This is a genomic window from Vibrio sp. V30_P3S12P165 (assembly GCF_009904905.1).
Taxonomy (GTDB): domain Bacteria; phylum Pseudomonadota; class Gammaproteobacteria; order Enterobacterales; family Vibrionaceae; genus Vibrio; species Vibrio fujianensis.
Map to the genome: position 1 here is coordinate 1 of NZ_WXWH01000071.1, position 13,732 is coordinate 13,732.

At 42.8% G+C, this 13,732-nt stretch carries 13 protein-coding genes; 5 read left to right on the top strand and 8 right to left on the bottom strand.

The window, feature by feature from the left end:
- The 4 genes from istB to CAG57_RS13395 form a co-directional block, all read left to right on the top strand.
- Positions 1-525, top strand: a 525-nt coding sequence (istB, locus tag CAG57_RS13380; RefSeq protein ID WP_161427461.1) for an IS21-like element helper ATPase IstB, incomplete at its 5' end; no start/stop codon positions are given.
- 62 nt (positions 526-587) lie between these two features.
- Positions 588-1,103 (top strand): hypothetical protein, encoded by a 516-nt coding sequence (locus tag CAG57_RS13385; protein WP_337247049.1) that lies wholly within the window; start codon positions 588-590, stop codon positions 1,101-1,103.
- Between the two features lie 798 nt (positions 1,104-1,901).
- Positions 1,902-2,351 (top strand): zinc uptake transcriptional repressor Zur, encoded by a 450-nt coding sequence (gene zur, locus CAG57_RS13390; RefSeq protein WP_170887948.1) that lies wholly within the window; start codon positions 1,902-1,904, stop codon positions 2,349-2,351.
- A 25-nt stretch (positions 2,352-2,376) separates the two neighbouring features.
- Positions 2,377-2,838 carry a chemotaxis protein CheX gene (locus tag CAG57_RS13395; RefSeq protein ID WP_078927536.1) on the top strand — a complete coding sequence of 154 codons (462 nt, stop codon included), beginning with the start codon at positions 2,377-2,379 and terminating at the stop codon, positions 2,836-2,838.
- Positions 2,839-2,910: 72 nt separating this feature from the next.
- Here CAG57_RS13395 and pgi read toward each other — a convergent pair whose 3' ends face one another.
- From pgi to CAG57_RS13410, 3 genes are all read right to left on the bottom strand, one after another.
- Positions 2,911-4,563 (bottom strand): glucose-6-phosphate isomerase, encoded by a 1,653-nt coding sequence (gene pgi, locus CAG57_RS13400; RefSeq protein WP_161427333.1) that lies wholly within the window; start codon positions 4,561-4,563, stop codon positions 2,911-2,913.
- Positions 4,564-4,873: 310 nt separating this feature from the next.
- A complete protein-coding gene (gene alr / locus CAG57_RS13405) occupies positions 4,874-5,959 on the bottom strand; it encodes an alanine racemase (RefSeq protein WP_161428374.1) in 1,086 nt (361 codons plus the stop codon).
- A 17-nt stretch (positions 5,960-5,976) separates the two neighbouring features.
- Complete coding sequence (locus CAG57_RS13410; RefSeq protein WP_161428373.1) at positions 5,977-7,383, bottom strand: replicative DNA helicase; 1,407 nt, start codon at positions 7,381-7,383, stop codon at positions 5,977-5,979.
- A gap of 171 nt (positions 7,384-7,554) precedes the next feature.
- On the opposite strand from CAG57_RS13410, the gene CAG57_RS13415 reads away from it, so the two are divergent.
- Positions 7,555-8,319, top strand: a complete 765-nt coding sequence (locus CAG57_RS13415; protein ID WP_161428372.1) for a DUF481 domain-containing protein — start codon at positions 7,555-7,557, stop codon at positions 8,317-8,319.
- A gap of 67 nt (positions 8,320-8,386) precedes the next feature.
- On the opposite strand, the gene rplI is transcribed toward CAG57_RS13415, so the two are convergent.
- The 5 genes from rplI to fusA all read right to left on the bottom strand — a co-directional run bounded on the left by rplI (position 8,387) and on the right by fusA (position 13,687).
- Positions 8,387-8,836 (bottom strand): 50S ribosomal protein L9, encoded by a 450-nt coding sequence (gene rplI / locus CAG57_RS13420; protein WP_161428371.1) that lies wholly within the window; start codon positions 8,834-8,836, stop codon positions 8,387-8,389.
- A gap of 33 nt (positions 8,837-8,869) precedes the next feature.
- Complete coding sequence (gene rpsR / locus CAG57_RS13425; RefSeq protein ID WP_000090471.1) at positions 8,870-9,097, bottom strand: 30S ribosomal protein S18; 228 nt, start codon at positions 9,095-9,097, stop codon at positions 8,870-8,872.
- 259 nt (positions 9,098-9,356) lie between these two features.
- Positions 9,357-9,725 (bottom strand): 30S ribosomal protein S6, encoded by a 369-nt coding sequence (rpsF, locus tag CAG57_RS13430; RefSeq protein WP_099610040.1) that lies wholly within the window; start codon positions 9,723-9,725, stop codon positions 9,357-9,359.
- Between the two features lie 558 nt (positions 9,726-10,283).
- Positions 10,284-11,468 carry an elongation factor Tu gene (gene tuf / locus CAG57_RS13435; RefSeq protein WP_161427538.1) on the bottom strand — a complete coding sequence of 395 codons (1,185 nt, stop codon included), beginning with the start codon at positions 11,466-11,468 and terminating at the stop codon, positions 10,284-10,286.
- A 122-nt stretch (positions 11,469-11,590) separates the two neighbouring features.
- Positions 11,591-13,687: an elongation factor G gene (gene fusA, locus CAG57_RS13440; protein ID WP_161427537.1), complete on the bottom strand. Its 2,097-nt coding sequence runs from the start codon at positions 13,685-13,687 to the stop codon at positions 11,591-11,593.
- Positions 13,688-13,732: the final 45 nt, after the last annotated feature.

Consider the following 13,732-nt stretch of genomic DNA (forward strand, 5'->3'; position numbering starts at 1 on the left):
GCCACCGGCGTTCCGAAACAGCAGATACAAGAATTAAGTGCGCTGACCTTCATTGAGCGTAATGAAAACGTGGTGCTACTTGGACCAAGCGGTGTCGGTAAAACGCATGTAGCGATCGGGTTGGGACTCAAAGCCGTACAAGCTAAAAAGAAAACGCGCTTTATCACCGCCGCTGATTTGATGCTGCAATTATCGACCGCTAAGCGACAAAACAAGCTGAAGCAATACCTCTCTCGCTCTGTGATGGCTCCAAGGTTATTGATCATTGATGAAATCGGTTACCTGCCGTTTGGGCGAGAAGAAGCCAACCTATTTTTTAATGTGATCGCTAAGCGCTATGAGTATGGCAGTATTATTTTGACCAGCAATTTATCGTTTGGCCAATGGCCTAGCGCATTTGCCGATGATGCGACATTAACGGCAGCGATGTTAGATCGACTGCTTCACCACTCGCATGTTTTGCAGTTAAGTGGTGATAGTTATCGATTGAAAGATAAACGACGCTCAGGAGCAATACCTGAGTAAAAGGGTGGATCAATTTTGATTGATCGTTTTTAAGCTAAAAGTGGATCAGTTTTCGGTGATCGTTGACACTAGCGAAGCTCTGCAAGCTGAACAAATCCGAGTTCGCTCAATATAGACAACAAATTCGTGCAGTGCTTCACCAACAAAACCAAGACGGCACCAAGGGAAGTGGTGACCATGTTCATCTAATAATCGGTAAAGTAATTGGTAAGCGAGTTCTAAAGCAACTACAGCAAAAGAGAGCCACTAAGGTGATAAAACAAGCTTTTAATCAGTCAGTCCTTAAACATGTTGGTATTGATTATCGAAGCTATGAACCAATTGAAAAAGAAAAAGGACGTCGGCTATCAACTTGGCAATACCAACATCAGAAAGCTACCGAATCCCTTGAAATTGAGAAACTTATCAAAAAGATGCAAGTGCAGTTTGATAAATGGCTGATAGCGAAGGAAGAACTTAATGAGAGACAATTGAAACGCCAAAAAAATCGATTGCTAAAGTCTTACGATGAGCTGAAGGCTAGAGACCTGTCTACTTTACAGGCAGAACGTATAGATAAGATAAAACAGCTAATGTAGTACCAGCATGATAAGCTGAACAGTTGCAATAAGTGGTACTTACAAAGTAAAAAGATTAAACTCAAACTAAGAGGATGTTGATGCTTATGAAATCGTGAAAGATGTCCCCAAATGTCCCCCGCCTTTTAAAAATCATTCAACTTATTGTTTTTTAATGACATTTAAAGAAAAGGTCTCCAATCGAGCATGGGTGCAACAGAAAAGCGGCAAGATGGATACATGTTATAAAAAATCCTTAACTTAAAGCAAAACCACTTAAGGGGATTGCCATAGAGCCCATCCGATTATTAGCTAATTTGAGCTATGAAGGACTGGTTGGAAGTGGATTGAGCGACATCAATTGTTGCTCAACAAATCGTTAGCCGGGCGGATTATAGCGATTACTAACAATCGCATCAATGCCGTCAATTTACCCATCTTGAGATTGTACTTAAATAAAATGACTAATAACCATTCGTAGCAAATTAAGGTTTAAGGTAGAAAAAATCGTTCCGCGATATTAAACCCGTATCAATAAAGTTCCAAGGTAGCCAGATATACAGTCAAATCAAATTGTTAAACTAAAGAAATAACCCAAAAGTACTCCCATAGGTTATCAACGGGTCTTGATAAACATCAAAAATGAATAACATCCCACCCACTAAACCGCTTTGAGTGTATCGTTTTTCTATCAGATAAGGTAATTTATGCCTTATAGGTAAGAAATAGGTTAAAACGATGCCAATGATCAATGATTTTTTTGACGCTCAAAACGATATTTGCTTTGAAATGGTATATGATTACTAGGCACCAATTGTTATGGTGATGGATTTGGATAATAAGCTTAGCAAACAGGTCGAAGCTATATGTGCAGAGAGAGGTGTCCGACTCACTGCTCAGCGTAAACGAGTGTTCGATTTGATTTGTGCTAGTAAAAAAGCTTCCAGCGCCTACGAATTGCTGGAAGATTTAAAAAAAAGTGAGCCTCAAGCAAAACCACCTACCGTCTATAGAGCGCTAGATTTTTTACTTGAGCAAGGGTTTATCCATCGAGTGGAGTCAACGAATAGTTTTATTTCTTGTTGCTCTTGTAATGCTCATAAACACTTTTCTCAATTACTCATTTGTGACCAATGTGGTAATGTTGTTGAGCTGCAAAATGATAATCTGATCGCCATGTTGGCAAATAATGCTGAGAAACACGGCTTTACGATTACCAACCATGTCATAGAGTCACATGGGATCTGTCAATCGTGTTCTCAGAACTAGAGAATAAAACGAATAGAAGAGAGTTATGCGCGCTGAATTTGTCAATCCGTTTTTAGCGTCTTTGCTGAACGTGCTAAAAACAATGGCTTCATTAGAATTGAAGCCCCAGAAGCCTCGTCTTAAAAAAGACGAAATTGCTCGCGGTGATATTTCAGGTTTAATCGGTATGATTGGTCCACAAACTCGTGGTTCAATGTCGATTACTTTTGATGAAGCACTCGCTCTGGAAATTATGCAAAATATGTTAGGTGAACGTCCAAATGGCTTGAATGAAGAAGTGACGGACATGGTCGGGGAAATCACCAACATGGTAACCGGTGGAGCAAAACGAATTTTAGCGGAAAGTGGCTTTGATTTTGATATGGCAACCCCCGTTGTTGTTTCTGGTCGAGGGCATACGATTCGCCATAAATGTGAAGGCTCGATCATTATTATGCCTTTCTCATCTCAGTGGGGAAACGCGTTTATTGAAATTTGCTTTGAATAATCTCTGATTAACACTAAAGACAAAAAGGCTGATGCATAACATCAGCCTTTTGATTATCTTAATCAATCCACATTAAGCACGGAAGGCTTTAAACGCATTGATTAGTCCATTGGTCGAACTATCGTGAGAAGTCACACTTTGCTCATTGTCTAGTTCAGGAAGAATTTGGTTAGCAAGTTGCTTGCCCAGTTCTACGCCCCATTGGTCGAATGAGAAGATATTCCAGATCACGCCCTGTACAAAAATCTTATGCTCGTAAATCGCTATCAAATTTCCTAGCGTTCGAGGTGTGATTTGCTTAACCAAAATAGAGTTCGTAGGTCGGTTACCTTCAAACACTTTAAATGGAACTAAAGATGCCACTTCTGCTTCTGATTTTCCAGCTTTAACAAACTCAGCTTTCACCGCATCCGCTGATTTACCAAAGGCCAACGCTTCTGTTTGCGCAAAGAAGTTTGACATCAATTTTTGATGATGGTCACTCACTGCATTATGGCTAATCGCAGGCGCGATAAAGTCGCAAGGGATCAGCTTCGTACCTTGGTGGATCAATTGATAAAATGCATGTTGACCATTAGTGCCAGGCTCTCCCCAAATGATAGGGCCAGTTTGATAAGTCACTGGATTACCATCTCGATCAACGTACTTACCGTTTGATTCCATATTGCCTTGTTGGAAATAAGCAGCAAATCGATGCATATATTGGTCATAAGGTAAAATGGCTTCCGATTCTGCGCCATGGAAATTGTTATACCAAATTCCAATCAGTGCCAAAATCACAGGAATATTATTTTCAAATGGTGTTTCCACAAAATGTTTATCCATTTCATGAGCACCAGATAAAAGTTCAACAAAGTTATCGTAACCAATCGATAGAATGATCGATAGACCAATAGCAGACCAGAGAGAATAACGCCCTCCAACCCAATCCCAGAACTCAAACATATTCTCAGTATCAATGCCAAACTCAGCAACCGCTTTACCGTTGGTTGATAACGCGGCAAAGTGTTTCGCCACATGGGACTCATCACCCGCAACATTTAAGAACCAATCCCGTGCAGAATGGGCATTAGTCATGGTTTCTTGCGTGGTGAACGTTTTCGATGCCACTAAGAAAAGCGTCGTTTCAGGATCCACTTTTTTCAGTGTTTCCGCAATATGAGTACCGTCAACATTAGAAACGAAATGCATAGTTAGGTGGTTTTTATAAGGCGCTAACGCTTCGGTCACCATATAAGGGCCAAGATCGGAACCACCAATACCGATATTGACCACATCAGTAATCGCTTTACCGGTAAAGCCTTTCCACTCGCCGCCGATCACTCGCTCAGAAAAAGCGCGCATTTTCTCCAATACCGCATTCACGGCTGGCATAACATCTTCGCCATTGACCATTACTGGTGTATTACTACGGTTACGCAGCGCTGTATGCAAGACAGCACGACCTTCAGTTTGGTTAATGGCAGCGCCACTAAACATCGCTTCAATCGCCTCACCTACGCCAGTTTCTTTAGCTAAAGAAAAAAGGATCTTCATGGTGTCTTGATTAACTAAGTTTTTAGAATAATCAACCAGAATATCCTCGCCAAATCGTGTTGAGTATTGACTAAAACGTTGGCTATCTTCTGCAAATAGTGTCTTTAGGTTCATATCTTGCGCAGATTCATAATGCGCAGTCAGTGCTTTCCAAGCATGTGTTTGCGTTGGATTAATGTTTTTCAACATGGTATCTATCCCGATGTTACAGTAAGCTTTATTCCTCGATACTTAATCCTATGATTAAATATGGAATCCCCGTTAAAGCAAAAATAAAATAAGAACCTTCTCTGTTTAAAGCAGAGAATCAGCCCTCTAATCATAATAAACCCAATTATGGCTGAGCTTTTGCTTATCGACCTTGCGTTAAGTCAGAGAAAGTCGCCACAAAAATAGAGTTCAAGACGATAAAAATCATAGCATTACGCTGCCCATTCGTCATGAACACTTAACGTGCACCTTGCATTGTAGCGCTATCGAACCGGAAACAAAAACAGGCCTATTGGCCTGCCTGTAGATAACACATTTCCACGCGCGAAGTTAGCTTAGTCACCAGTTCATATCCCACTGTCCCGATGTGGCTCGCTACCTTTTCGACCGGAAGCTCTTTCCCCCATAGCACCGCTTCATCACCAACGTTATCGGATGCTTCTGGCCCTAAGTCAACGGTCAACATATCCATTGATACTCGCCCAGCGATAGGCACCATTCTCCCATTCACAATAACGGGAGTACCATTAGGTGCCGTCCGTGGATAGCCATCACCATAACCAATCGCAATCACCCCTATCTTTGTGTCACGATGACTATGCCATAGGCCGCCATAACCAACGCATTCCCCCGCTTTCACTTCGCGTATTGCGATCAGGTGTGACTTGAGTGTCATCACAGGTTGATAACCCATTTCCTGGGCATTTTTATCAAGAAAAGGGGAAACACCATACATAATAATGCCTGGCCGAACCCATTCTAATTGACTTTGAGGCCAAGCCAACAATCCTGCAGAGGCCGCTAATGAACGTTCACCTTGACAGCCCTGAGTCAGTGATAAAAAACACTCTATTTGTTCTGATGTCGTTGATTTATCAAGTTCATCAGCACACCCAAAGTGGCTCATATAACGCAAAGGTTTAGCGACGTTTGAACAACGATGTAAGCGTTCAACAAACAGATGATACTGCTCTGGACGTACGCCTAAACGATGCATACCTGTATCAATTTTTAGCCACACGACCACCGGTGTATCGAGTTGCGCACCCTCTAGCGCTTGCAATTGCTCTTCACAATGCAGCACGGTTTGAATATTATTGGTAACCAATACAGGCAAGTCACCTGAGGAATAAAATCCTTCTAGCAATAAAATCGGTTTAACCACACCACTAGCGCGAAGTTGGAGCGCTTCTTCAATCCGGGCAACGCCAAAGGCATCGACACTTTGCGCGTGTTTGGCAACCTGATGCAGGCCATGTCCATACCCATTAGCTTTGACAACGGCCATCAATTTACTGCTTGGCGCTTGCTGTTTGATTTTCTGTAAATTGTGTTGCAAGGCATCTAAGTCGATGCATGCTTTTGCTGCTTTCATATAATTCATACTGTTATCTATTCATCATCAAATGCAGGGCCTGCATAATTATCAAAACGAGAATATTGCCCCTGGAAGGTCAAACGAACAGAACCAATTGGACCATTACGCTGCTTACCAATAATAATTTCAGCAATACCTTTTAATGGGCTGTCCGGGTGATAAACCTCATCGCGATAAATAAACATGATTAAGTCAGCATCTTGTTCAATCGAACCTGATTCACGTAAGTCAGAGTTAACCGGACGTTTATCCGCACGCTGCTCCAAAGAGCGGTTTAACTGAGACAGAGCGACAACAGGAACATTTAATTCTTTCGCCAGTGCTTTTAACGATCGAGAGATTTCAGCAATTTCCAAAGTACGATTATCACTCAAGGCAGGCACTCGCATCAGTTGCAAATAGTCAACCATAATAAGTGATAAGCCACCATGCTCACGAGCGATACGACGAGCTCGTGAACGCACTTCGGTCGGAGTCAACGCCGAACTGTCGTCGATAAACATATTTTTCTTTTCCATAAGCATGCCCATGGTTGAAGAAATACGCGCCCAATCTTCATCATCAAGCTGCCCAGTACGAATCTTAGTTTGATCCACTCGCGACAAAGAGGCTAGCATACGCATCATGATCTGCTCTGCTGGCATCTCTAGCGAGAAAATTAATACTGGTTTATCTTGTTGCATGGCGGCGTTTTCACACAAGTTCATGGCAAAGGTCGTTTTACCCATCGAAGGACGAGCAGCAACAATAATTAAATCAGAGCCTTGTAAACCAGCGGTTTTCTTATTTAGATCCGTAAATCCCGTGTTGACCCCTGTCACCCCATCTTGTGGCGTTTTATACAGCAGCTCTATCCGTTCTAATGTTTTCTCTAAAATAGTATCTACATTTTGCGGCCCTTCACCATCATTGGTGCGTGACTCTGCAATAGCAAAAACTTTACTTTCAGCGAGGTCGAGCAAATCTTCTGAACTACGCCCCTGAGGATCATACCCTGCATCAGCAATCTCATTGGCAACACCAATCAAGTTACGTACTAAAGCTCGTTCGGCGACAATTTCAGCATAGGCGTTAATATTGGCCGCACTAGGCGTATTTTTAACAAGATCGGCGAGGTAAGCGAAGCCCCCCACATCCTCTAATTGTTCACGTAGCTCCAAATGCTCCGATAACGTGATTAAGTCAAGCGGCTGTCCAGCTTCCAGCAGATGTTTCACGGCTTCAAAAATTAAGCGGTGGGGACGACTGTAAAAATCTTGCGCAATAACTCGCTCTGATACGGTATCCCAGCGATCATTATCCATTAATAAACCGCCAATCACCGATTGTTCAGCTTCTAATGAATGGGGAGGAATTTTCATCGCATCAACTTGGGCATCGGCAATTTTACGGTTTCGGTTATCTGTTCTGAGATCCGCCATAAGTTCACTCGGTAATGCATCAATAACCGTCCATTATAACGAGAATAACGCATTTGTAATTAACCTTAGGAAAGTTTGTCAATAATGAAAGTAGAATTAACTTTGGCATGACCTAATTTTTATCACTGATGCTTATTATTCGAAAATTTAGTGTCTGACAAGGGGATTTGTGTGTGTAAATTTTGGCTTCTAAGCCTTGGTCTGCTGATAAGTTATAATGTTTACGCGCATGGGAAAACACCAACAAATTCAGACATAGCCTCCCCTTCACCTTGGCACAGTCAAATTGAATTTGGTTACCAGGCACACTCAGGAAATACCGACTCTCAATCTCTTAACGGACGAGTTAAGGGGGAATATATTAGTGGTCGCCATCGAACTAATGGCGAATGGCGTTTCTACAAATTAGATAAAAATGGTAAAGAAAATAAACGTCAGTCTAGCTACACGCTACAAAGCGACTATAAATTAGGCCCTAAAATGTATCTCTATGGCAGCTTTCGTGGCACTGATTCTCGTTATAGCGCCTACTTCAAAGACTATACCTTTTCTGGGGGGCTGGGTTACCAATTAACCAATACGGACACCTTGCTTGTTGAAATTGAAGCAGGGCCTGGTTATCGCTATCAAGAGCCCAATTTGGATGAAATTGGTAGTAATGAGGTAGTTTTCCCCAACCTAGTCCGGGAACCTATTTTTCGTAGTAACCTTAAGACTGAGTGGCAGATACTGCGTAATTTTAAACTTTCCGTAGACGCTACCTTGGTCGGGGGAGAAAGCAATACACGTTTGGACACCGATATTAGTGTGATTAATAATATTACTGAAGATATCGCACTTAAGGTTAGCCAATCTCGCCAGTATCATAACCAAGTCCCTGAAGGGCTGAGTAAATCAGACAGTGTTCTTGCTGTTAGCTTGGTCTTTCTCTTTTGAGATTTAAATCGATCATAAAAAAACACCAGCCTAAGCTGGTGTTTTTTAACTAATAAGTAAACTGAGATTACTCTGCAACTACTTTTAGGTTCACAGTAGCGAACACTTCTGAATGAAGTTGTACGCTAATTTCGAATTCACCAGTGTTGCGTAGAGCACCTTCAGGTAGACGAACTTCGCTTTTCGCTACAGTAACACCAGCTGCAGTAATTGCATCAGCGATGTCACGAGTACCAATAGAACCAAATAGTTTACCTTCATCACCTGCTTTAGAAACAATAACAACCGCTTCTAATGCATTAACTTGGTCTGCGCGAGCTTGAGCTGCTGTCAATTGCTCTGCAACTTTTGCTTCAAGTTCAGCACGACGAGCTTCAAACATTTCAACGTTAGATTTAGTTGCCATTACTGCCTTACCTTGAGGGATAAGGAAGTTACGAGCGTAACCAGATTTAACGTTAACTGTATCGCCAAGACCGCCCAGGTTACCGATTTTATCAAGTAGAATAACTTGCATTGCTTAATCCTCTTTCTTAATAAACGGTGCCGATTACTGATGTTTGTCAGTATATGGCAATAGAGCTAGGTAGCGAGCGCGTTTGATTGCACGTGCAAGCTGACGCTGATATTTAGCGCTTGTACCTGTGATACGGCTAGGGACAATTTTACCAGCTTCAGTGATGTAATTCTTAAGAGTTGCTACATCTTTGTAATCAATCTCTTGTACGCCTTCTGCAGTAAAACGGCAGAATTTACGACGACGGAAGAAACGAGCCATGGGCTATCTCCTGATCTAAATTTGAATAATGTTGTCGGCTTCACCTTCGTCAAAATCTTCATTTTGAGTAGTCAGAATACAATTTCTGCCTTGATGGTGTGGCCTAATACTAAGTGTTGAGTGAACGCATCGACCTTAAACCACAAACATTCATTCTGTTCATGGTACTTAAATCACTTAATAAAATATTACTAACTAATTAAGCTAAAACTCAAAACAACCCTAAGGGCGCGTTAAGCTTTAAATCGGCCTATTAAAATTACTCAGCGTCTGCTTCAAATTTCACTTCTTCACGCTTAGAGCGCTCTTCTTTTGCTTTTAGCATGATAGAAGGTTCAGTGATAGCAGCTTTAGTACGCATGATCATGTTACGTAGAACAGCATCGTTAAAACGGAACGCTGTTTCTAGTTCATCAATCACTGCTTGATCAGCTTCAACGTTCATAAGAACGTAGTGTGCTTTATGCAGTTTATTGATTGGGTAAGCCAATTGACGGCGCCCCCAGTCTTCTAGACGGTGAACTGTACCGCCAGCTTCAGTGATAGAACCAGTGTAACGCTCGATCATGCCAGCAACTTGCTCGCTTTGATCTGGGTGCACCATGAATACGATTTCGTAATGACGCATTTATTGCTCCTTACGGATTATTCAGCTTCCAAATTTGGCCCGGTCATCCAAAGGAAGCAAGGAACGAATGATAAGTGACCGAGAATTAAGGAGCGAGAATAGTACAGAATGACAATATATTTAGCAAGAAAAATCTAGGTAGGACAGCAACGCTGCACAATAATAACGACGATAGGAAAGACCTAACTCAGTAGAGATAAGAGATATGATTGATAAAAAAAGGAAGCAGATGCTTCCTTTTTACTACGGTATAATCAAATCATTCTTCACAGAAACTGTGATTAAGCNTACGGATTATTCAGCTTCCAAATTTGGCCCGGTCATCCAAAGGAAGCAAGGAACGAATGATAAGTGACCGAGAATTAAGGAGCGAGAATAGTACAGAATGACAATATATTTAGCAAGAAAAATCTAGGTAGGACAGCAACGCTGCACAATAATAACGACGATAGGAAAGACCTAACTCAGTAGAGATAAGAGATATGATTGATAAAAAAAGGAAGCAGATGCTTCCTTTTTACTACGGTATAATCAAATCATTCTTCACAGAAACTGTGATTAAGCGATGATCTTCGCTACAACACCTGCACCAACAGTACGGCCACCTTCACGAATCGCAAAACGTAGACCTTCGTCCATCGCGATTGGAGCAATTAGCTCTACAACCATTTTGATGTTGTCGCCTGGCATTACCATTTCTACGCCTTCTGGTAACTCGATGTTACCGGTTACGTCTGTTGTACGGAAGTAGAACTGTGGACGGTAACCTTTGAAGAATGGAGTATGACGGCCACCTTCATCTTTAGATAGAACGTAAACTTCTGATTCAAACTTAGTGTGCGGAGTGATTGAACCTGGTTTCGCCAATACTTGACCACGTTCTACTTCGTCACGCTTAGTACCACGTAGTAGCGCACCTACGTTCTCACCTGCACGACCTTCGTCAAGCAGTTTGCGGAACATCTCTACACCTGTACATGTCGTTGTGATGGTGTCTTTGATACCGACGATTTGGACTTCGTCACCAACACGTAGAATACCACGTTCGATACGACCTGTTACTACTGTACCACGACCTTGGATTGAGAATACGTCTTCGATTGGCATTAGGAATGCTTGGTCTACTGCACGCTCTGGCTCTGGAATGTAGTTATCTAGCGCTTCTGCTAGTTCTACAATCTTCGCTTCCCATTGCTCTTCGCCGTTCAATGCACCTAGTGCTGAACCTTGAATCACTGGTAAGTCATCACCTGGGAAATCGTACTCAGAAAGAAGTTCACGTACTTCCATCTCTACGAGTTCTAGTAGCTCTTCATCATCAACCATGTCACATTTGTTCATGAATACGATGATGTAAGGAATACCAACCTGACGACCTAGCAAGATGTGCTCACGAGTTTGTGGCATTGGGCCATCTGTCGCGGCAACAACTAGGATACCACCGTCCATTTGCGCAGCACCCGTGATCATGTTTTTAACATAGTCAGCGTGTCCTGGGCAGTCTACGTGTGCGTAGTGACGAGTTGGAGTTTGGTATTCTACGTGTGAAGTAGAAATGGTAATACCGCGCTCACGCTCTTCTGGAGCATTGTCGATTGACGCAAAGTCTTTCGCTTCACCGCCATATACTTTTGAAAGTACAGTACAGATAGCTGCGGTTAGAGTGGTTTTACCGTGGTCAACGTGGCCGATAGTACCAACGTTTACGTGCGGTTTCGTACGTTCAAATTTTGCTTTAGACACGATCGTGTTCCTTCCTAGTTATGATTCACTTTGAGTAACGCACACTCAAAGCGCGCCAGAAATTGCCATTTTATGCGCCAACGCTCGTCAGCGCAATAGATTCGTTATTAATCAAATAACAGCTAACCACGTTCTGCAATGATTGCATCTGCAATATTTTTCGGAACCTCAGCGTACTCTGCAAACTCCATCGAGTAAGAAGCACGTCCTTGGGTTGCAGAACGTAGATCGGTAGCGTAACCAAACATCTCTGCGAGAGGCACTCGGCAACGGATGATTTTCAAGCCTGCAGGGCCTTCATCCATACCTTCAATGATGCCACGACGACGGTTTAAATCACCGACGACATCACCCATCCAATCTTCGGGAGTAGTTACTTCAACCTTCATCAACGGCTCAAGAATAACAGGGCTTGCTGCTAATGCCCCTTTCTTGAATGCCATAGAGCCGGCGATCTTAAACGCCATCTCACTTGAATCGACATCGTGGAACGAACCATCGAACAGTGTGGCTTTGATATCCAGTATAGGATAACCCGCTAACACCCCGTTGTTCATTTGTTCCTCGATACCTTTCGCGACCGGATTGATGAATTCTTTAGGAATTGCACCACCCACGATTTCGTCAACAAAGACGAAGCCTTGTCCCGGCTCGGCAGGTTCAACTTTCAACCATACATGACCATATTGACCACGGCCACCTGACTGACGAACAAACTTGCCTTCAACTTCCGCTTTACCACGAATGGTTTCACGATACGCAACCTGAGGTTTACCCACGTTGCAATCAACGCTAAATTCGCGTTTCATGCGATCAACGATGATATCTAGATGAAGCTCGCCCATACCAGAGATTAGGGTTTGCCCCGTTTCATTATCGGTTTCAACTCGGAAAGATGGATCTTCCGCTGCGAGTTTACCCAGTGCAATGCCCATTTTCTCTTGGTCAGCTTTAGAGCGCGGCTCAACGGCGATCTGAATGACTGGCTCAGGGAACTCCATACGTTCAAGAATCACTTTATGATCTTGGTCGCACAAAGTATCACCGGTTGTAACGTCTTTCAAACCGATTGCCGCAGCAATATCGCCAGCGCGAACTTCTTTAATTTCTTCGCGTTTATTAGCATGCAATTGAACGATGCGGCCAAAACGCTCTTTCTTCTGTTTCACTGAGTTATAAACAGCATCTCCGGAATTGACAACCCCAGAATAGACGCGAATAAACGTCAATGAACCAACAAAAGGATCGGTAGCAATTTTAAAGGCTAAAGCAGAAAATGGTTCATTGTCGTCAGCATGACGTTCAACCTCATTTTCACGATCATCGATCCCTTTAATAGCAGGCACTTCAACCGGTGATGGAAGATATTCAACCACTGCATCCAATACCGCTTGCACACCTTTATTTTTAAACGCACTTCCGCACGTGGCGAGTACGATTTCGTTGTTCAGTGTCCGTTGGCGAAGTGCTTGTTTTATTTCAGCTTCGGTTAATGCACCTTCTTCAAGGTATTTATCCATTAACTCTTCACTCGCTTCAGCAGCCACTTCAACTAAGTTGTTGTGCCACTCTTCAGCAAGCTCTTGCATCTCTGCTGGAATTTCTTCATAGGTGAAGGTCATGCCTTGATCGGCTTCATTCCAGTTAATGGCTTTCATCTTGATCAGGTCGATGACCCCTCTGAACTCTTCTTCTGCACCAATATTCAATTGGATAGGAACAGGAGTCGCACCAAGACGATGTTTAATTTGGTCTACAACGCGTAGAAAATCTGCCCCTGTACGGTCCATCTTGTTAACAAATACAATGCGTGGAACATGGTATTTATCCGCTTGACGCCAAACAGTCTCAGATTGAGGCTCAACACCAGACGAACCACAGAAAACAACCACTGCACCATCGAGCACACGTAATGAACGCTCTACTTCAATGGTAAAGTCAACGTGTCCTGGGGTATCAATGATATTAATGCGATGATCTTGGAATTGGGCATCCATACCACGCCAGAAAGCCGTGGTGGCAGCTGAGGTAATGGTGATACCACGCTCTTGCTCTTGCTCCATCCAGTCCATAGTGGCAGCGCCATCATGAACTTCACCAAGTTTGTGAGAAAGGCCGGTGTAGAACAGAATACGCTCAGTAGTGGTTGTTTTTCCTGCATCTACGTGAGCACAGATACCGATATTACGGTAGCGCTCAATAGGAGTTTTACGAGCCACGATTGTATCCTCTTACTAAGGTTAACCTTAGAAATATAGAAATGT

Coding starts and splice junctions, on each gene's coding strand:
- zur (WP_170887948.1), top strand. CDS start 1,902: ATGGTGATGGATTTGGATAATAAGCTTAGCAAACAGGTCGAAGCTATA.
- CAG57_RS13395 (WP_078927536.1), top strand. CDS start 2,377: ATGCGCGCTGAATTTGTCAATCCGTTTTTAGCGTCTTTGCTGAACGTG.
- pgi (WP_161427333.1), bottom strand. CDS start 4,563: ATGTTGAAAAACATTAATCCAACGCAAACACATGCTTGGAAAGCACTG.
- alr (WP_161428374.1), bottom strand. CDS start 5,959: ATGAAAGCAGCAAAAGCATGCATCGACTTAGATGCCTTGCAACACAAT.
- CAG57_RS13410 (WP_161428373.1), bottom strand. CDS start 7,383: ATGGCGGATCTCAGAACAGATAACCGAAACCGTAAAATTGCCGATGCC.
- rplI (WP_161428371.1), bottom strand. CDS start 8,836: ATGCAAGTTATTCTACTTGATAAAATCGGTAACCTGGGCGGTCTTGGC.
- rpsR (WP_000090471.1), bottom strand. CDS start 9,097: ATGGCTCGTTTCTTCCGTCGTCGTAAATTCTGCCGTTTTACTGCAGAA.
- rpsF (WP_099610040.1), bottom strand. CDS start 9,725: ATGCGTCATTACGAAATCGTATTCATGGTGCACCCAGATCAAAGCGAG.